The following is a 19,411-nucleotide window of genomic DNA, read 5'->3' as shown; positions in this document are numbered from 1 at the left end:
GTATCGTGCAAAAGTAAAATAAGCAGAAGGAGAGATTTAGCGGTTTTGCAGAATTTCAAAGTTTACACAAACTTATTGCAATAACTATGATGGAAGCGGATCCATGAGATCAACTTTATCATAAGGGAGAGTAGACGGATGAAAAACAACTTCAAGAAGACCTGCTTGACCGTACTAAGTTTGTTAGTCATGTTATCGCTAGTCTCTGCTTGCGGAAACTCCACGGAGGCAGAACCTACCGAGCCATCGGGTGCAACTAACAGTACTCCAACCAGCTCGACTAAAGAGAAAAAACTGGTGCGTTATGTTATGCCTGGTACGGCTCCACAAGACCAAGCTGCTGTTGAAGCGGCCATTAACAAGAAGTTAGAAAAAGACGGACTGGATCTGACCTATCAAGCTACATATATTCCTTGGGATGTATGGGATCAAAAAACGAACCTGATGATGTCCACAGGTGAAGAGTTCGAGCTTATCCATATTATGCATGATAGTAAAGGGCCAAACGTCCTCGCGAATAACGGAGGAATTATCCCAATTGATAAATACCTCGACGAATATGGTTCAGAACTGAAAAAAAGCTTGCCGGATTGGGTATGGAATATTGCCAAGATTTCCGGAGAAACGTATTTCGTACCAAACTTCTGGCTGGATAGTGCCTATGCGGATGGTATGGTAACCGTTCGTCAGGATCTGTTGGATGCTAACCATCTGCAAGCGCCACATTCAGCAGATGATCTCATTCATATCGCAGAGACTTTAAAGAGCAACTGGCCGGATGCCAATAAAGATGTGTATATTCGGACACTGAATACAGAACCGGCGTATTACCTGCATCCAACCTATGAGACTTATCCATTTACCGTATTTCAGAATCTAATTCGCGTGGACCAAGAGGGTAAGATATCGGCTTGGATTGAGAGTGACGAATTTAAAAAAGATGCAGAATTCTACCGAACTGCTTATCAGGATGGACTCATTAATCCCGATATTCTGACTGCGCCAACTGAGGTGTTAAACAATGAGGAAATGTTAGGACGCTTCTTATTTAGAGAAGGCGATGGCATATCTGACACACTGCCTCAAAAAGTACCAGGAGCTAAATTGGAAGGATATTTCTTAAAAGATACGGTCAAATTCAGATCCTATGGTGTTCGTAATTCTAATGGTATATCCGCTACATCTCCGCATCCAGAAGCAGCGATCCAATTCTTGAATTGGGTATATAGCAGCCAAGATAATTTCGATCTTGTCCTGTACGGAATTGAAGGCGAGCATTGGAAGAATGTTGGTGAAGGTAAACTAGATATACTCAAGGTGGATAGTAACGGCAATCCTTCTTATCAACTTGCCTCCTGGATGCTTGGACACGTCGAGATGATCCGCTGGGCGGAAAATACGAACCCGACGATTCTGAAATACCGTGCCAGCCAAAGCGACGATGCTGTGAACAGCATAACACTGGGCTTCAACTTTGACGCAACGAAAGTAAGTGTGGAATATACGAATACGATAGCAGAATTCAATACCAGCATATTACCGATTAAATTGGGCTTGCTTGACTATGAGACTGCATTCCCAGAGGCACTGAAGAAGATGAAGACAGCTGGCTTGGATAAGGTTGTCGCTGAATACGAACGCCAATTCCAAGAATGGATGCAATCGAAGTAAGCGATGCCATTCTATGAGATAGCATGTTCAACGACATTTGCAAGGAGGATATGATGGAACTATATAAAGATAAATCAATAACTGTTGAACAGCGGCTAAATGATTTGCTTGGCAGAATGACCTTGAAGGAGAAGGTAGGTCAGTTGAATCAGAGAATCTTCGGCTGGAATGCATTTCGCAAAACGGCAGATGGCTTTGAACTGACAGAGCACTTCATGGATGAGGTGGCGTTCGGCGATGGTATGGGTGCGCTGTATGGATTATTTCGTGCAGATCCATGGTCGAAGGTAACCTACGAGAATGGAATTAACGCAGCGAATAGCGCTAAGGTTGCAAATATGATCCAGCGCTATTGTATGGAACATACGAGATTGGGGATACCTGTGCTGTTGTCCGAGGAATGTCCGCATGGCCATCAGGCGTTGGATGGGACACTGACTCCGACCAATATAGGTATAGGCTCCACATGGAATCCGGCACTAGCGCAAGAAGCCTATGCACGTGTAGGCGCTGAGATTCGGGCGCGCGGCGGTCATCTCGGGCTGGTATCCACGTTGGATCTGTTGCGCGATCCACGCTGGGGGCGTTCAGAGGAATGCTATGGTGAGGATCCGTATCTAACGGCGCAATTCACGGCTTCAGCTGTGAAGGGCTTGCAAGGAAGCTCCACTGAAGCCTTGAGACATCCGGATAAAGTAGCCGCTGTGCTGAAGCACTTTAGCGCTCAAGGCTCATGTGAAGGGGGCCGCAATGCGGCCCCCGCTTCCATCGGCGAACGAGAGCTGCGCGAGATTCACCTTTCTGGTATGGAAGCCGGTGTAGAAGCAGGCGCTATGGGATGTATGGCTGCTTACAACGAGATTGACGGTATTCCATGTCATGCGAATCGAAAACTACTCACGGGAATTCTGCGTGATGAATGGAACTTCCAAGGCATCGTAATGGCAGATGGAACAGCGATTGACCGACTGCTGCTGCAGGCGGGCGATTATGAATCAGCGGCAGCCATGGCATTGCGTGCAGGTGTCGATCTAAGCTTATGGGATACCTCATTCAGTACGCTAGAGCGAGCTGTGTTGAATGGAAAAGTGGAGATGTCGTACATCAATCAAGCGGTTAGCCGGGTATTGCGCCTTAAGTTCGAATTAGGACTATTCGATAACCCCTTTACAGATGAAGTGGCGGCTATTGATGTTATCGGGAGTGATGTAACGCGAAAAGTAAATCTGCAGCTAGCGAGAGAATCGGCTGTACTCTTAAAAAATGAAGGCAAGCTGCTGCCGCTTGATTCCAATGTTAAACAGATTGCTGTGATCGGTCCGAATGCGGATCAGATCTATAACCAGCTGGGGGATTACACAGCTACTCAGCGTCCGGGTCACGGTGTAACGGTACTGGAAGGAATCAGGAAGGCAGCGGGTTCCGCTCAGGTCGCGTATGCTAAGGGCTGCGGCATTCGCGATATGTCTAGAGAAAGCTTCGCGGAGGCAGTGAATGTGGCCAAACAGTCCGATGTAGCCATATTGGTTATGGGAGGCAGCAGTACCCGTAACTTCGACATACAGTTTGATATTAATGGTGCAGCCATCGTGACAGATGGCAAGCCCTCCGAGATGGACTGTGGAGAAGGTGTTGATGTAACAGATTTGCGACTTGGTGGTTCACAGCAGGAATTGATCCGTGAAATTGCAGCAACCGGTACACCAATTGTACTCGTGTTGATTCAAGGCCGTCCTCATGCGATATCTGAGGTAGTTGATCAGTGTTCAGCTGTCTTATGCGGTTGGTATCCGGGGCCTGAAGGCGGTCAAGCTATCGGTGAGATTTTATTTGGCAAGGTAAATCCGAGCGGAAAGCTCACGGTAACTATTCCATATTCCTCTGCCCATCTTCCTGTTTATTACAATCACAAGGATCTGGGGCATGAGCCGAGATATGCGGACAGTGTGCAGATATCATCATATCCATTTGGCTATGGAGAAAGCTATACATCGTTCAGCTATCATAATCTGCATACCGTTCAACCTCAATATTCCATCCGTGACTTGGAGGAAGGCGGATATGCAGAGATTCTGATCGACGTTGAGAATGTCGGCCCTGTTGCAGGAGCGGAAGTTGTTCAATTGTACATTAAGGATATGGAGGCTAGTATAACTACCCGCGTCAAAGAACTGAAGGGATTTCAGAAGATATGGCTAGCCTCTGGCGAGAAGCGGACTGTACGATTTCGATTAACGCGGAAGGAGCTTGGTATTTGGGCCGCAGACATGAATTATGCAATAGAGCCCGGAAGTGTGATGGTGATGGTTGGTGGCAGCTCAGAGGATACGAAAAGTGTAAGGATTCACTTAGTAAGCTAGTTATCCTAGCTTGGATAGGAGCGCGTAGTATAGAAATAACCGGAAGCATTAAGCTCCCGGTTATTTCCCATTCCATTACTTACTGGAGTTCCATTGGTCATAAGCAGCTTGGTAAATTTCAACGATGCGCTCGCCGCCCATTTTTTTGCAAGTTTCAATATATTTATCCCAGTTGCTAAGAGGTTCTTGTCCCGTTACGAATTTCGCTTCCATTTGCTTCACATACGTATCCAAGTCGGAACGCAAGCTGGACGCTTCTTGCTGATCTTCCTGAGACAAGTAGACGCTAGGGAAAGGAACTTTACTGATCGGAGCTATTTTTTCTGCCGTTTCCTTTTTGAGCCATGCTTCGAATTCGCCCTCGAAACCGCGCTTCACATTGTCATTCGACAATTTTGGAACAACGGTAGCATAGTCAGGCGTTAATGTCGCCCGATATTCTTCACGATCACCGCCGCCTGGTACAGGCAACCATTCCTTCGTATGATCGTCTTTGTTCACATACTTCCAGAGGATGCCTTCAGGACCATTGCTAAGCAGTTCAGCACCTTCTTCGGAGTACAAATAATCAACCCAACGAATTGTAGCTTCAGGATTTTGGTTCTTGTTCGTGATAGCGAATGCGCCTTTAGCCAGACCCGGGTGCTTCGCAGCTACTGCCGGAACGTTACTATTCACTGGAGCGTACATTGGATCCGTCATGTTAGGTTCTCCGCCCAATGTGAAGTAAGCATGGTAGTCAGCGAACAAGCCGACTTGGTTGTTTTTACCTTTCGCTTTCTTCTGTTCGTCCGTTTGCGAGAATGTTTCCTTATCCAGCAATCCTTCGCTCCACAGCTTGTTCAGGAATGTCAGATACTCCTTGTATCCTGGTTCCATCGGCGTATAGTGGACTTTATTTTCCTTATCGGCATAAATGACTTCGTTATAAATCCCCCAGGAACCCAGCAGCCACATACGGAGATCGTCCAGTTTAACGGAAGTGAGCGGAATTTCATCTTGTTTGCCGTTTCCATTCGGATCCTCTTCTTTGACGCGTTTCAAGTAGGTGTACAATTCGTCAGTTGTGGACGGAACCTTGTCCATGCCGAGCGCTTTCAAGAACTTGCCGTTGTACCACATTGGACCGCGATACCAGCCAGCATCCAAATCAATGTTCGGCAAGGAATAGATATGACCGTCAGGTGTTGTAATCGATTTGCGGATATCTGGATTATCGTCAAGTATTTTCTTAAGGTTTGGCGCATAATTCTCAATCAAGTCTTCCAATGGAAGCAAGACGCCCTGTCCGCCGTAGTTTACTTCGTCTGAAGCTTGCAGTTGTCCTGAGAAGAATACATCCGGATAGTCACCACTTGCAAATACTAGGTTTCTCTTTGTATCAAAGCTGTCGATTGGAGCGTTGCGGAATTCAAGCTTGACGCCCGTCATTTCTTCCATCTTTTTAAAGAACTCCATGTCCTTCCAGTTTTGAATACCTGCATCTTGACCCATCATCGTCAATGTGATCGGTTCTTTTACGATTGGGAAGCCTTCCTTGTTTACATTGCTTGCGGTTTCTTCACCGCTCTTGTTGCCTTCAGCAGCAGGCGTGTCCGATGACCCGCTTCCGCAACCGGCAAGAAGTGTGAAGATCATGGTCATGGACAACAGCATTGCCCACGTCTTTTTTAGCTTTTGCATTGCAAGATCCTCCCTTTTTATGAATATCATTATACCTCTTGGACTTGCATATTTATAATAATCAAAGACAAGAAATCTTTGGTTATCATTTTCGGCAACCTATTATATAGGAGATATAGCGATTAACCTTTGACGGAACCAATCATGACCCCCTGCACGAAGTAGCGCTGCAGGAACGGATAGACAGCGATTACCGGCAAAGTTGAGACAATGATGACCGCATACTTGACCAGTGAAGCCACCTCTGCCTTGTTGTTGAGCGCCGCAGCGACCGATGCGTTAACCGCCGCACCTGTTGTCTCCGCAGACATTTCCTGCAGAACGAGAATCTGGCGCAAAATCATCTGCAGCGGATATTTTGCCTCTTCGTTCAAATAAATGAGGGCTCCGAAGTAGCTGTTCCAATGACCAACGCCGTAGAATAAAGCCATAACGGCGATAATTGGAGCCGACAGCGGCAATACGATCTTGATGAACAGCCTCATGTTGGTACAGCCGTCGATATGCGCTGCCTCCTGCAATTCCTTCGGTATCGTGGACTGGAAGAAGGTCCGCGCCACGATGATGTTCCATACGGAAGCCGCTCCCGGCAGAATGAGTGCCCACATGCTGTTGATGAGTCCCAAGTTCTTAATCAGCAAGTAGCCCGGTACGAGACCGCCGCCAAAGAACATCGTGAACATGAACATTGCCATGAAGAAGCCGCGACCGATGAAGTCTTTACGGCTCAACGCATATGCCGCAGGCAAGGTCACGAGCAGGTTAACTGTCGTGCCGATCACCGTATAGATAATGGTATTTTTATACCCCGACCATATTTTGGCATTTTCAAACACTCTCAAGTAGCCGTCGAACGTAATTCCTTTCGGCAATAACCACATTTCACCCGAGTTGACCAGCTTAGGATCGCTGATGGATGCACTGATGATGTACAACAGCGGATACGCTACAATAACGAATGCCAGTAAGAGATAAATATAGTTGCATACAATAAATATTTTGTCCGATCTTGTTTCTTTCACGACAGCAGCCATGTGCCACTCCCTCCTTCTACCACAGACTTGTTTCGCTAGTACGACGCGCAATTTGGTTGACTGTGACGAGCAAGATTGCGTTAACCACCGAGTTGAACAAGCCTACAGCGGTGGAGAAGCTGTATTGAGCATCTATCAGACCGGAACGGTATACGAAGGTCGAAATAACGTCTGATGCTTCCATGTTAAGCGGGTTCTGGAGCAGCAAGATTTTCTCGAAGCCAACGCCCAGAATGCTGCCCATGTTCAAAATGAGCAAAATCGTAATCGTCGGTACAATGGTCGGAATATTAATGTTCCAAATCCGTTGCCACCGGCTCGCACCATCCATAACCGCCGCTTCATGCAGCTGCGGATCGACACCGGACAGAGCAGCCAAGTAGATGATGGTTCCCCACCCCGTACTCTGCCACACACCGGACAGGACGTACATAGTCTTGAACCACGCCGGGTCCGTCAGGAAGGATGGCGCGTCTATACCCAAGAAAGTCAGAATGTGAATGATAATACCTGACGAAGGCGACAAGAACGTAATGATAATACCAGCCATAACGACCACGGAAATAAAGTGTGGCGCGTATGTTACCGTTTGCACAGTTCTCTTGAAGAAGCCGTCCTTCACTTCGTTAAATGCTAATGCCAATATGATGGGAAGCGGGAAGCCAATCGCCAATTCGTACAGGCTGATGCTGAGCGTGTTCCACAACAGATCCCAGAAATAGTAGGAGTTAAAAAATCGTTCGAAGTGATCGAATCCTACCCAAGGGCTCCCCATAATCCCCTTTGCCGGGATAAAGTTTTTGAAAGCAATTTGAATCCCGTACATCGGACCATAGTGGAAAATGAGGAAGTAAAAAAACGCAGGTGCTATAAACAAATACAGCTCCCAGTTTTGCAGCATTTTTCTCCAGGTTGATTTCTTTTTAATTATAGTTGTCGGTTCCACGTTCATTGAAAGGGCACTTTGTCCGTTTCCTTGCATCGTGTCCACTCCCTCCTTTCAAAGTTTCGCGTATCTATAATTGTCGCTGTGCTAGCAGTGCTTGCGATTTTCCGTTTCGTTCCTGCTAGCGCTTACATGTATTATTGTAGGCATCCGCCTGCTGTACCGTAAATATGTCGATTCCGCATTGTCATTTTAAAAGCGCTCTCAACCCGCGTGGTTGCTGGCTTTTCAATATTTGGAGGGCGCTGCCAACAAGCAGCTTTCTAGTGTAAAATTGGTCAAAATTGATGTTAGCGGTAACGCAACAAATTCAACACATTTGCATATTTGCTGATTACAATGGCCCCCCGGGCGCGCAAAGAGACCGCCGGAAAATAATCCTTGGCGGTCTGACGATTCAACATTTATTCGTATCTTCCGTTGCGGCAGCTTTCTCGAATCCGATTGTCTTTTGCTCATTATCATTTATCGTTCAGGTTATGATTTTACATACAAACACAAGCACGATGACGACCACGCCAAAAGAGATAACACCTGCAACCTTAGCAGGGTGAGTTAGTTTGTAGCTGTTAAACGGAGTTATTCGATTTACAGTGAACCAAAACAAATAGGTGCCTAATAATAGGATCAGACCCCCTAAAATCATATTATCCATTGAATTAGCAAGGCCCAAGACATGCTCAACAAAAAGAACCCATAGATAACCTAAAAAAGCATGTATAACGATTGAAAGCACCCATTCTTTAATGTTCATAAACATCCCCTTATTTAAAGGTGAAAGCAGAAATATGTTCAATCCTCAACAGGACACCTGCTATTCCATCTCCCCTCTACACATATTTTATACGGAGGCACGTAACAACCTATAATTGTTGCCCCGGCGCATATAAGTTTTCCGTAGGGCACTTTGTCTGCAAATATACAGGCCGTCCCTACCATCGCTGCACATTTTCCATCATAGTTGTCCCCTCTGTCCTCATATTTTGTACATTGCCAGCAATAGGTATTGGATAAGATAGTATCGCTATTTAATTCTTGTAACTCTTGAGCTTCATTAGTAATAGCCGAGAAATAGTCTTTGAGGTTTTCATTGACTGCGTAAGAATGCAGGATACTTTCAGCATGATCTCTCAGGTATACTTTTCCATCAGAATATGAATTACTATAGTCTATTATGAAAGTTTCGACTTCTTGTTTGTTACTATCATAGGTAAAGGTGAGGAGCGAAGCTAATTGAATTATATTCTTTACCTCATACCCATATTCAAATTCAAATTGAGCAATATAGCCGTACGGTTTATTGTTCTCATCACGAAGATCATTCACTAGTTCAGGTTCAACGTGTAGTAAATTATTCTTGTATTTCACATAATTCAAATCACTTCTTACCATTTGCAGGAACTCTTCCTTACTAGGAAATACACTACTTTCGGTTGCAAAAGAATTTACACTGAAAAAGACACTGCTGATCACAAGCACAGCTAACAACATACTTAACGTTTTTTCGATAATATTTCTCCTCATTTGTACTTGCCTCCTTTTTAATTGTTAAATATGGAAACCAAGCCCAAATCCCTGTATTATTTACGTTGAAAAAGGAAGGAGAAATGAGCTTTAACGCCTACCACCAGTATTCTTTCAGCTTTAAAAGTCCGGAGTGCTTCTGTAATGTGGAACTAGAACGCTCAGCACTGCAAGAAAAAGAGAAGTAGCACATATGCGTTACTTTGTGTACGATTTAACCGATGAACGCTCCGATATTATTCTCTCTAGCTCGGCCAGCAACACCCCATCGATGCCGAATAAGGAGTTCACGCTTTAGCCCATTGTGAAAACGGATCCTTGAAGAGTGTATTCTCAGATTTAGCTTCCGATTAGATTTCTGTTCTACAAAGGTGGCTAATATAGCTTATACAGACTAACTAACGCTTATGAAGTTCTTTGATAAGAAAGTCTGAGGGGATCATTCATGGTTCATGTGTATATTATTTTCGATATTCTTATGCGCTCAATAACAGGGGGGAATTAAGTTGAGTAAATGAAGTGGGTTCAATTATTACTTTTATCGTGTTTATTGGAGTTGTAAAAAACATACCATATATGCCCAAAAATGTAAAGTGGGATAGCGATAAAGATAACTGCTCGATGGGTAGCTGAGCCTGTGACGAGGGGATAGTCTTCTTACGGATAGTGTCATGGACGAACAGCAAATAGAGGTTTTTCGGTAAGTCCGCAGAAAGAGAATTGCACTTTATAGTTTAGAACGATAGCCTGTATGTGACATATTATCCCCTCCTGTGAATAGCGTTGATGCGATGACTTAGCTTGACCACAAGGAGGAGAATACGTCGATATTTATATATTCATACGATTGCCTAAATTCCATCCTCATCCAAGCCGGCAGAGACTTCGCCTGCCCCGTACAGCTTCCGGTATTGCCCCGGCGTATACCCGGTTTCCTTCTTGAACTTGCGGATAAAGTTCGGCACATCCAAATAACCGACACGCAAAATAATGTCCTTGAGTGGCTCGTCACCGCTCTTCAGCTGGCGGACGACCTCATCCATGCGCAGTTGCCACACATATTGCGAAAATGTCTGACCGATCTTCTCTTTAATCGAACGGCTCAAATAGGAGACAGATACTCGATAAATCCCTGCTAGCCGCTCAAGGCTAAGCTCATAATCTGAATAGTGCTGCTCAATGTACGCAATGACTTCATCGGTGAGCGAGCGCTGCTCCGTCTCTTGCAGCTGTTCCACTTGACCACAAATGTAGATAGCCAGCTCGCACAGCTTCGCTTCCAGCTGCTCTAACGTCTCGAAGCTCGTCAAATCCGGCACACGCTTCGCCATCTCCGCAAGCCCTAGCTCTGATGCGGTCTTCAGTACCGTATTAAGCAAATCAAAGCACATGCAGCGCAGAAGCGCGATCGACATGTCTTGACTATGCAGCTTGCTGAACAGGGCGCCAATAGTGGCGACCGCTACGTTGGCGTTGCCTTGCTTCAAGCTCTGGGCCAGCTTAATGAGCGAGTCCTTCGCAATCCAGAAGTCATGATCCTGTTCATGAGACAGGTTGGAAAAGAAGGTGACGCTGCCCTTTCCGTTCACAATCCGATATTCGAGTGCAGACGCAGCCTCGATGTAGGATTGGTTCAGTTGTTCGGGACCGGCGTAGCAACCGCCGATTCCCATCGTCGGCACGACCTGTGTATGCTCCAAGACCATGCTCTGCATCTCTTCGATGATCGACTCCATACAGATTTGTTCATTATCAGCCTCATCCGCAGTCATGCTGACCATAAGAGCAAGCTGAGCGGGCTGCGACAATTCCACCCCATATACGGTCGCTTGCGCATGGCTTAGTTGAAGTTCGGCAAGCTTCTGCAACAGCGCCTCCCGATTGTCCACGGAAAAAGGCAATTCCTCACTATAATCCCAAGCCATAATAATGACGAACAAGCGGTTGCCCGGCGTGGAGGCGCCGATCATATGCAGCATGTCTTCTGCTTCCTGGCGGCTCGGAGCCCCGCGTTTCAGCAGTGTCAGGAGACACTGGTTCCGCGCATATGGCTCTTGCAGATCGACTTGATTCTGGTAGGACAACAGCGTTTCCCGTATCCATTCCAGCTCGGTTTTCCCTTTCGGCAAGACGTGCTCTGAATTCTTCTTTAGATTGGCAAATTCCATCAGATCGCGGATCGGGTGGTACTGCCGTCGAGCCAGCTGCACGGCCAAAATAGAGCCGAAGATAAGGACGACGCCAAATATCATGAAAATAAACGTCTGGATATGCACGACGCGGCCAAAAAACTGTTCCGATGGCATCGCTGTAACATAGGTCCAGCCATTCGCTTCCGATTTGACGGCTACGACGGAGTGGTCCACATTACCGAAATTGGCGCTATGAATGCCGGAGGGTATTGAGGCTAGCTTAGCCATATCAGCTTCAACCATCGCATCCCCACGGCTTGTCGCGGCAAGTACTTGGCCATCCACACCAAAAATATAAGCGTTTCCTTCGAAGTTGCCGAGAACCGAATCCATAATTCCAGTAAGCATTGACTCTTCAATGAGATACATGACCGTACCGTGGGAATAAGTCTGATTCGGCGGTATTGGAACGAGATAAGCAAGCATTCGGTTTTTCGCATTCCTGTTCACCGTAACCGAATCGGACGGACGAAGCGTCGGGAGGTTGACCGCGTTCAAGTCCTTGACGAATGTCTCCTTATCCCAATTCATAAACGAATAGCTGTGATCGATGAGCGTATCGATGGACATCAGTCCTCTCGAAGAGTATATGATGTCATCGCCGCGAAAATATAAAAACAGCTCATTGATGATGGAACTGTTCGCTTTGTACTTATCCAAAGCCTCGATCGCTTCGCCGCTATAATAGAAGTGCTGTACCATATAGGGTGTCAGCTTGCTGTCGAAGCTTATTCGCGCGGCGATTTCGCTCAATTCCGTCATCCTGCCATCGATGTTCATTTTGGCTTGTTCCAGGTGGCTAATGCCGGATTGTTCAATTTCAGAGCGCAAGTTATTGACCGCGTTCTCATAAATAATAACCGTCATAATAATTATGGGAACCAGAAAGATCGATAAGTACGACAAAATATACTTTATCAGCAGCTTGGATTTAAAATGATTCCATCGCATCTTCCGATCCCCTCCCATAGTTCTATGTCAATGCGTGCAAGTTGTAGGAAAAAGGCTGACTTTTATTGTAAGCGTTTTATATTATACCATACTGAAACCTATTCTTATATAAAATTCGACAAATTATGACTCTCACCATTCGACAAGCATATGTTAATTGTTGCTTAATTACAAGCTTTGTATTATTATTCTACTATATTCGAACAATCGAAATTATGAGAGGGGATTTTATCGATGGCAAGCTTTGTGTTGGTGCATGGCGCATGGGACGGCGGCTATGTGTGGAAGGACGCAGCGGCGCTGCTGCGTGACGCGGGACATGAGGTATATGTCCCTACTCTGACCGGACTCGGTGAACGAACGCATTTGGCGCATCCCGATGTAGGACTGACCACTTTTATTCAAGATATAGCCGGGGTCATTCAATACGAAGATTTACAAGATGTCATCCTGGTCGGCCATAGCTACTCCGGAATGGTCATTTCAGGGGTAGCCGAACGATTGCCTGACCGCTTGAAGCATCTTGTCTTTGTTGATGCGGTCGTTCCTTATGACGGCGAGTCCATAGCCAGCATCTCAGGCCCCCATATGGCCGAGCAATTTCCAAAGGATGCCCAAGAGACAGGCGATGGTTGGAAAATACATCCGCGTGCGACATCTGATTGGAGAAAGTCACCTATGACGTTGTTGTCGTTTACCGAACCAGTCGACATTAATCATCCCGAAGCTGCCCACATCCCGCGTACATATATCGAGGTGCTGGACAATCCCGAGCAATGGCCCATGACTCCTGTCTTCCGGAAATCGGCACAGCGGGCGAAAGATTCCGGGTGGCGCCACGTTGCGGCAGAGTCGGGCGGACATTGGGTTATGCAGACCCAGCCACAGAAGGTGGTTCATATTTTGAACGATTGTATATGACAAACCTCTAAACATGTTTTAAGGCTGCCGGAACATCGTTCCGGCAGCCTCGTCAACCTTCATATTGCCTGGCTTCTACCGCCAAATGGCTGAAAAGTCGTAGCCCACCAGCGTCAATGTTCCGAATCTATCGAAATCTGCGACAATTTTGTCTTTTCCTTTGCTGGTGAAGCTTAAGATGCCCCAATCCCCATTGCTAAAATCTTACAAAAAAAAGCTTGATAACGCAGACTTTGGGTCTACGCCACCAAGCTTATTGAATCTCTATTACCGGCCGCTTTTCAGTTCTGTCCAGAGACGGTCGTACAATTGAAGATGCTTGCCCACATCAATCAGCCACTCCGTGCGTTTCAGCTCGTCTTCCGACAGGTTGATCATCGGATTGTCCAAGTATTCCTTGCTATGGAATTCCTTCGCCTTCACGATCGGGTTGCTGTAGCCGATCGATTCGTAGTTCTTGGCGCTGTTTTCTGGATCCAGCATGAAATTAATGAACTTTTGCGCCAGCTCTTTATTTTTCGTTCCCTTCGGGATCGCATAGTTATCCGACCAGATCGTGCCGCCCTCTTCAGGCACCACATATGCCACATCCGGGTTCTCTGCTGCGATTACCGCCGCGTCGCCAGACCATACCGTTCCGATCCAACCCTCTTCCGCAATCATCTTCTGCTTAATGTTGTCGGTGTCGAAGGCCAGCACGCTTGGCACCAGCTTGCGCAAATCATCAGCCGCCGCATGGATGTCCGCCTCTGCTTGCGAACTGTTCGACTTGCCGGCTTTCTTCAGCGCCATCCCGATAATTTCACGATTGTCATCCAGCAGCAGCACTTTTCCTTTGTACTCTTCTTTCCACAAATCGGACCAGCTCGCAGGCGTTTCTTTCACGTATTTTTTGTTATACGCGATCCCCGTAACGCCCCATGTATACGTGATGGAATATTTGTTGCCCGGATCAAATTCAGGGTTCTTGAAACGATCCGCTGCGTATTGGAAATTCGGAATTTGATTTAAATCAAGCGGTTCAAGCAGATCCTGCTTAATCATGCTTGCCACCATATAATCCGAAGGCTGGATTAAATCATAATTCGCCCCGCCGGCTTTCAGCTTCGCCAGCAGTTCCTCGTTGTTGGCAAAAATGGCATAGTTCACTTTTACGTTATTCTCCGATTCGAACTGCTTAATCATGTCCATATCGAAGTTGTCCGCCCAGCTATACAGATTGAGCGTCTCTTGCTTCGAAGAGCAGCCTGCCAGTGCGGTAAGTGCCAACATCCCGGCCAATACGACCGCGAACCATTTCTTTTTGTTCAATTTACTACCCCTCTCTGATCCTGCATATTCCTGCAGATTTTCATCATGAAAAAATATATTAGAACGGCAACATGGAACTCCGTTCGTTTCCGTTGCCGCGGTTCAATAACCACTGCGCCAGCACAATGAGCGCAACGCTGACGATAATCATCAGCGTGCACAGCGCATTGATCTCCGGTGAAATTCCCCGCTTGACCAAGCCATAAATATAAATAGGCAAAGTGGTCGAATTCGGTCCGGCGACAAAGAAGCTGATCATAAAGTCATCAATCGACAAGGTGAAGGCCATAATCGCACCAGCCAGAACACCCGGCCAGATAGACGGCAGCGTCACGAAGCGGAACGTCTGCCACGGCGATGCGCCAAGGTCGGAAGCCGCTTCCTCCAGCTGCTTGCCCATATTGGCCAAGCGCGACGATACGATAACGTACACATACGAGATGCTGAACGTAATATGGGCGATAATGACCGTCAGCTTTCCAAGCGGGACTTGAAATTGGCTGAACAGAACGAGCAGCGACAGCCCCATAATAATATCCGGCACAATAATCGGCAAATATAGGAGCCCGATGACGCCCTTCTTCTTGCGGCTTGCCATACGGCGAAGCGCAAGTGCAGCCATCGTACCGAATACGGTCGACACAACCGTTGAAATGACGGCAATTGTTAAGCTGTTCCCAAGTGCTTCCATCACTTGGCGGTTATCGAACAATGAACCGTACCATTTCAATGTGAATCCGCTCCAGTTCGAATTGATGCGCGAGTCGTTGAACGAATAGATGATAATCATCAAGACAGGCACATAAATGAACAGAATCAACAAAGCCGAATGGAACGCGAGCAGCGGATGCTGCTTCCCTTTGCCTGCAGCCTTCATACTCTCGCCTCCTTCGATGCTTCATAACTGGAGCGAAGAGCCCGATTGAACAGCCCGATAATAATAAGCGAGCTCAGCACGAACAAGACCGACAGCGCAGATCCATAAGGCCAATCGCGTGCGCCGAGGAATTGGTTCTGAATAATATTGCTGAGCATCTGCGCTTTAGCGCCGCCGAGAATATCGGTGACAACGAACATACCTGCCGTTGTAATGAACACGAGCACACTCCCGGTCATGATGCCCGACTTCGTCTGTGGAAGCGTAATATGCCAGAACGACTTCCATCGCGTGGCTCCCAGGTCACTTGCCGCATCCAGCAAGCGATTGTCCATCTGCTCCAGAGCGACATAAATGGGCAGCACCATGTACGGAATGAACGTGTAGACCATCCCGAGCAGAACAGCTCCCTTCGTATAGAGCATCTGAAGCGGTTCCTGTATAAGCCCAATATCGATTAAGGCATTATTCACCACGCCTTGCGTGCGCAACAGCAACACCCATGCGTATGTCCGAATGAGGAAGTTAATCCAGAATGGAACCGTAATCAGAATAAGCCACAGCTTCTGCCGATTCGGACTTGCGTTCGAAATATAATAGGCTAGCGGATAGCTTAGCAATAAACAGATTGCCGTCGTCAAGACCGACAGCCACAACGTATCCCAATAAATACCCAAGTATAGCGGGTCAAAAAAGCGGGCGTAATTATCCAACGTAAACGAATATACGACATTGCCCAACTCGTCGCGTTGCATGAAGGACACGGCAATGACGGCCACCATCGGCACGACGAGAAAGACCGTTAGCCACAACACGACCGGCGCAATGATGCCGAAGGAGCGTTTCATGGGCCGATCATCACCTCATCCTGAGCGTTCCAGTTCACACCGACGCGCTGTCCAATTTCCCACTTCCGTTCATCCGTGAAGTCCAAGGCGACGGTCACATTCGTCTGCTCATGCGCAAGATGCACGATCAGCTTATGAATGTTCCCTAAATAGACGATATCTTGTATAATGCCAGATTTGCGTGCATCCTCCGGTTCAGCCGCAATACGAATCTTCTCCGGACGAACGGCAAACATATGCTCTTCATGAAAAACATTGTTCTCCCCAACGAATGTTGCTGCAAACAACGTCTCCGGGCGTTCGTATATATCTTTAGGCGAACCCACTTGTTCCACGCGTCCATTATTCATAATAACGATACGATCAGACATCATCATCGCTTCTTCTTGATCATGCGTCACATAGACGAAGGTAATCCCTAGATTGCGCTGCAGTTGTTTCAATTCACCCTGCAAATTTTTGCGCAGCTGCAGATCCAATGCGCCGAGAGGCTCGTCCAACAGCAATACCTTCGGATGGTTCGCAATGGCACGCGCAATCGCGACACGTTGCTGCTGTCCACCTGACAGCTGATGCGGAAAACGCTTTGCCAGTGGTGTAAGCTGGGTCAGACGAATCGCATCCGCAATCCGCTCACGCTGCTCCGCCTGCGGGATTTTTTTCATTTTAAGGCCAAACTGAATATTCTGCTCCACGGTCATATGCGGGAACAGTGCATAATGTTGAAAGACTAGATTCAAGTTGCGCTTATTCGGAGGTAAATCGGTAACATTTTCTCCATCAAGCCGAATCTCGCCTGTCGTTGGTTGTTCAAATCCTGCAATCATGCGTAAAATGGTCGTCTTACCACAACCACTCGGACCGAGCAGCGTTAAAAATTCCCCTTCGTCAATCTTAAGCGACAAAGGATGCACAACGGGTTGCCCGGCAAAATGCTTTTCCACATTTACCAGTTCAATCATTAGCATCAACCCCTCATATCGTCAGCCTATCAAGTAGAAACGATGCTGTATTGTGAGAAATGTAACGTTCTTATCCATTAAGCAAAAAAAGCCATATCCATTGGTATGGCTTTCCGTCCAGATCACGTTGGCGTTTTTGCATATCCAATATACATCGTTTTTTCTGACGATACAACTATTTTTACGTAATTTCGACAAAAACATACATCCAACTTCAAGGGATTGACGTATTTCCACCATGTTAAGGTCTGCAATCCACTTATTTGAAGGAAATCGGTATTTTCCGAATCCCCTTTCACATTCTAGGGCTTATGGCATCAAAAAACAACCCCCAAACCGCATTCTGTTGATCTGCGCTTAGGGGCTGCCATCGTTCCGTATTATTTCATTTGAAATTGTACTTGCACTTGCGCGCGCAACTTCACTAGTCCCCCTTGCGGAGACGACACGCTATTCGATGCGCTGTCTGCTACCTTCATCTGCTCCGACATGATTCTCACTGGAGTCCAATCTGCGCCGGACTCGACAATCGTGATCGCCATGCCTGCTTCCCGATTGGCTGCTTTCGCTAACGCTTGAGCTTTCTTCGTCGCATGCTGTACCGCTTTCTCCAGCACCTGAGTCTCATAATCCGATCGTTTCTCTGTGTCATAATTAATCTGCATGATGCGGTTCGCCCCTGCACTCGTAGCGGCATCGACCAGACTGCCCAAGCGGGCAAGGTCGCGATAAGTCACTCGTACCGCATGCTGCGCTTGATAAGCGACAACCTTAGGCTCCGTATTCTCGGCGTATTTGTATACCGGATCTACAGAGAAATTGGTTGTTTTCAAATCTTTGTCCTGCACCCCGTATTTTTGGGTGAGCACCTGCTTCACCTTATCGAATGCAGCCGCATTCTTCTGCTGTGCTTCCGCAGCCGTATTGGCACGGGTCTCCACTGCGATATCCACATACGCCACGTCCGGTGTCACTTCTATCTCACCTATACCCGAAACACTAATCGTATCCTTCAGCATCACTTGTTCCCCTGCCGCATGAACTGGATTAGGCGCAATCGCCCCTGACACTCCCACCAACATCGCACCAACTAACACGACAGCTGCCGCCGTCCGACGCCAAGACGTCATTTGCACCCCAACCTGACCCATATCCATTCCCTCCACATCGTTTAGATTTAAGATTGACTAACCTCTTGTCTTCTAAACGTTACCAAGGGAAATTATGTTGCAAAGCTTGCGACGAAATATCGAAATGAATTTTCGATGATCTTATTTTCCGGACGCCATCGTTTTTTAATTCAATATTCCACAACAGTTATCAAGAATTAATTACCATTTCACAGAAAAACACAAACTTCAAACACTCGCGCGATATACGCTGTCAATGATATAAAATATTTGAAATAGAATACATAAATTTTCATATTTTACTTTGATTAACCTATTTCTAGCTTGCAGGTCGTGGTATGTTATAGGCGCAAACATATCCTAATTGTTGATAGAGGAGGTAATTTTTGTTGTTTAAGAACAAAGTGAAACAAACTCTATTGGTTGCGCTTGCCGTCAGCATGCTGGCACCTGCCTCTCTTTTTGCCAAGTCGGCCAATCAAGAACAATTGGACCGCATATACGGTCCCGAAAGCGGCTATTCCGCGATTTACAAGAAACCGTTTCAGACGCTCGGACCCGCTTTATATTTATGGTCGTCCTCATTTTCAACGACAACCAGCCATCAAATTAAAGAGGATATAACGATTCCAAGCGACTCCGTCCGGAGTACCATTTATGTGAATGCCAGCTCGGAGAAAAATACAGGCAGCAACAGCACTTATGAAATGCATTTGGAAATGTATGTTCCGTGGAGCGGCTGGATCCTTCAGCAAACGAAGTCGGGCGAAGTCGGTTGGCAGAATGAGCCATTTTATTTTTATAAAGTGAAGGCCGGAGAAACGTACCGTCTGCGTATCAAAGGAAACGTCAAAGGCTCAATCGATGTATTCAATCAATAAGTCATACACATAACTTGAACGGCAACAAGGACCTGGGTATTCCCCAGGTCCTTGTTATGTTCTACAGCGGTTTCCAGAACAGTTCACCCGCCGGCATCACCTCGATGCCTTCGATCGCTG

General features: G+C 46.8%; 15 protein-coding genes. 4 read left to right on the top strand and 11 right to left on the bottom strand.

Annotated features, from left to right (window positions below; all coding sequences use genetic code 11):
* Positions 1 to 138 precede the first annotated feature (138 nt).
* Complete coding sequence (locus A372_RS0116445; RefSeq protein WP_026011115.1) at positions 139 to 1,671, top strand: extracellular solute-binding protein; 1,533 nt, start codon at positions 139 to 141, stop codon at positions 1,669 to 1,671.
* 53 nt (positions 1,672 to 1,724) lie between these two features.
* Positions 1,725 to 4,031, top strand: coding sequence for a glycoside hydrolase family 3 N-terminal domain-containing protein (locus tag A372_RS0116440; protein WP_019421972.1), 2,307 nt, complete (start codon positions 1,725 to 1,727; stop codon positions 4,029 to 4,031).
* A 75-nt stretch (positions 4,032 to 4,106) separates the two neighbouring features.
* Here the strand turns inward: A372_RS0116440 and A372_RS0116435 are convergent, their stop codons facing one another.
* The 6 genes from A372_RS0116435 to A372_RS0116405 form a co-directional block, all read right to left on the bottom strand.
* Positions 4,107 to 5,714 carry an extracellular solute-binding protein gene (locus A372_RS0116435; RefSeq protein ID WP_019421971.1) on the bottom strand — a complete coding sequence of 536 codons (1,608 nt, stop codon included), beginning with the start codon at positions 5,712 to 5,714 and terminating at the stop codon, positions 4,107 to 4,109.
* 122 nt (positions 5,715 to 5,836) lie between these two features.
* The gene (locus A372_RS0116430; protein WP_019421970.1) at positions 5,837 to 6,748 is read right to left on the bottom strand and encodes a carbohydrate ABC transporter permease; all 912 of its coding nucleotides are present in this window, start codon (positions 6,746 to 6,748) and stop codon (positions 5,837 to 5,839) included.
* A 16-nt stretch (positions 6,749 to 6,764) separates the two neighbouring features.
* Entirely contained in the window at positions 6,765 to 7,730 is a 966-nt protein-coding gene (locus tag A372_RS0116425; RefSeq protein WP_019421969.1) for an ABC transporter permease, read from the bottom strand.
* 436 nt (positions 7,731 to 8,166) lie between these two features.
* Entirely contained in the window at positions 8,167 to 8,448 is a 282-nt protein-coding gene (locus A372_RS0116415; protein WP_036704471.1) for a hypothetical protein, read from the bottom strand.
* A gap of 38 nt (positions 8,449 to 8,486) precedes the next feature.
* The gene (locus tag A372_RS0116410; RefSeq protein ID WP_019421966.1) at positions 8,487 to 9,218 is read right to left on the bottom strand and encodes a hypothetical protein; all 732 of its coding nucleotides are present in this window, start codon (positions 9,216 to 9,218) and stop codon (positions 8,487 to 8,489) included.
* A gap of 851 nt (positions 9,219 to 10,069) precedes the next feature.
* Entirely contained in the window at positions 10,070 to 12,361 is a 2,292-nt protein-coding gene (locus tag A372_RS0116405) for a helix-turn-helix domain-containing protein (RefSeq protein ID WP_019421965.1), read from the bottom strand.
* A gap of 234 nt (positions 12,362 to 12,595) precedes the next feature.
* Between A372_RS0116405 and A372_RS0116400 the strand changes: the two genes are divergently transcribed.
* The gene (locus A372_RS0116400) at positions 12,596 to 13,282 is read left to right on the top strand and encodes an alpha/beta fold hydrolase (protein WP_019421964.1); all 687 of its coding nucleotides are present in this window, start codon (positions 12,596 to 12,598) and stop codon (positions 13,280 to 13,282) included.
* A 267-nt stretch (positions 13,283 to 13,549) separates the two neighbouring features.
* On the opposite strand, the gene A372_RS0116395 is transcribed toward A372_RS0116400, so the two are convergent.
* The 5 genes from A372_RS0116395 to A372_RS0116375 all read right to left on the bottom strand — a co-directional run bounded on the left by A372_RS0116395 (position 13,550) and on the right by A372_RS0116375 (position 18,431).
* Positions 13,550 to 14,593: an ABC transporter substrate-binding protein gene (locus tag A372_RS0116395; RefSeq protein ID WP_019421963.1), complete on the bottom strand. Its 1,044-nt coding sequence runs from the start codon at positions 14,591 to 14,593 to the stop codon at positions 13,550 to 13,552.
* Positions 14,594 to 14,651: 58 nt separating this feature from the next.
* Positions 14,652 to 15,470, bottom strand: coding sequence for an ABC transporter permease (locus tag A372_RS0116390; RefSeq protein ID WP_019421962.1), 819 nt, complete (start codon positions 15,468 to 15,470; stop codon positions 14,652 to 14,654).
* Positions 15,467 to 16,318, bottom strand: a complete 852-nt coding sequence (locus tag A372_RS0116385) for an ABC transporter permease (protein WP_019421961.1) — start codon at positions 16,316 to 16,318, stop codon at positions 15,467 to 15,469. The genes A372_RS0116390 and A372_RS0116385 overlap by 4 nt, the downstream gene beginning before the upstream one ends.
* The gene (locus A372_RS0116380; RefSeq protein WP_026011113.1) at positions 16,315 to 17,286 is read right to left on the bottom strand and encodes an ABC transporter ATP-binding protein; all 972 of its coding nucleotides are present in this window, start codon (positions 17,284 to 17,286) and stop codon (positions 16,315 to 16,317) included. Before A372_RS0116380 ends, A372_RS0116385 begins: the two co-directional genes overlap by 4 nt.
* A gap of 374 nt (positions 17,287 to 17,660) precedes the next feature.
* Positions 17,661 to 18,431, bottom strand: a complete 771-nt coding sequence (locus A372_RS0116375) for an SIMPL domain-containing protein (protein ID WP_019421959.1) — start codon at positions 18,429 to 18,431, stop codon at positions 17,661 to 17,663.
* A gap of 368 nt (positions 18,432 to 18,799) precedes the next feature.
* Here A372_RS0116375 and A372_RS0116370 point away from each other — a divergent pair, with 368 nt between their 5' ends.
* Positions 18,800 to 19,291 (top strand): hypothetical protein, encoded by a 492-nt coding sequence (locus A372_RS0116370; RefSeq protein WP_157259591.1) that lies wholly within the window; start codon positions 18,800 to 18,802, stop codon positions 19,289 to 19,291.
* Positions 19,292 to 19,411 lie beyond the last annotated feature (120 nt).

This window comes from Paenibacillus sp. OSY-SE, from assembly GCF_000283315.1.
Lineage (GTDB): Bacteria > Bacillota > Bacilli > Paenibacillales > Paenibacillaceae > Paenibacillus_B > Paenibacillus_B profundus.
This window is presented reverse-complemented; position numbering and strand designations above follow the sequence as displayed.